Consider the following 1,137-nt stretch of genomic DNA (forward strand, 5'->3'; position numbering starts at 1 on the left):
TCGCAGAAGATGGAGGCGGTGGGCCAGCTCACGGGCGGCCTGGCGCACGACTTCAACAACCTGCTCGCCGGCATCTCGGGTTCGCTGGAGCTGATGCAGACCCGGATGCAGCAGGGGCGCTTCAACGACGTCGAGCGCTACATGGCGGCGGCGCAGGGGGCGGCCAAGCGCGCTGCGGCCCTGACCCACCGGCTGCTCGCCTTCTCGCGCCGGCAGACGCTGGACCCCAAGCCCACCAACGTGAACCGGCTCGTGGCCGACATGCAGGAGCTGGTCCAGCGCACGGTCGGCCCGGCGATCCCCATCGAGGTCGTCGGGACCTCGGGCATTTGGACCGTGCTCGTCGACCCGCCCCAGCTCGAGAACGCGCTGCTGAACCTCTGCATCAACGCCCGCGACGCGATGCCGGAGGGCGGGCGCATCACGATCGAGACCGCCAACAAGTGGATGGACGACCGCGCCGCCCGCCAGCACGACATGCCGGAGGGGCAGTACCTCTCGCTCTCGGTCACAGACACGGGCACCGGCATGAGCCCGGAGGTGGTGGCGCGGGTGTTCGAGCCGTTCTTCACCACAAAGCCCCTGGGCCAGGGCACCGGGCTGGGCCTCTCGATGATCTACGGCTTCGTCCAGCAATCGGGCGGGCAGGTCCGGATCTATTCCGAGCTCGGCAAGGGCACGACGGTGTGCCTCTACCTGCCCCGGCATTACGGCCAGGCCGACGAGGATGCCGGGCCGACCAACCTCGCCACGCTGCCGCGCTCCGAGCAGGGCGAGACCGTGCTCATCGTCGACGACGAGCCGACCGTGCGCATGCTCATCACCGACATCCTGGCCGATCTCGGCTACACCGCCATCGAGGCGGGCGACAGCGCGGCCGGCCTCAAGGTGCTGCAATCGGACGTGCGCATCGACCTGCTGATCACCGATGTCGGCCTGCCCGGCGGCATGAACGGGCGCCAGATGGCGGACGCCGCCCGCGCCACGCGGTCCGACCTGCGTGTCCTGTTCATCACGGGCTACGCGGAGAACGCGGCGGTCGGCAACGGCCACCTCGCGCCCGGCATGGCGGTGCTGACCAAACCCTTCGCCATCGAGACCATGGCCGCGCGCATCCGCTCGATCATCGAGGCGTGA

At 69.7% G+C, this 1,137-nt stretch carries 1 protein-coding gene; it reads left to right on the forward strand.

The features are described from left to right. Window positions 1-1,137: ATP-binding protein (locus tag MFF55_RS26240; RefSeq protein ID WP_238247145.1), on the forward strand; the 1,137-nt coding region annotated here is incomplete at its 5' end.

Origin of the sequence: Methylobacterium iners (genome assembly GCF_022179305.1) — a bacterium.
GTDB classification, from domain to species: domain Bacteria; phylum Pseudomonadota; class Alphaproteobacteria; order Rhizobiales; family Beijerinckiaceae; genus Methylobacterium; species Methylobacterium iners.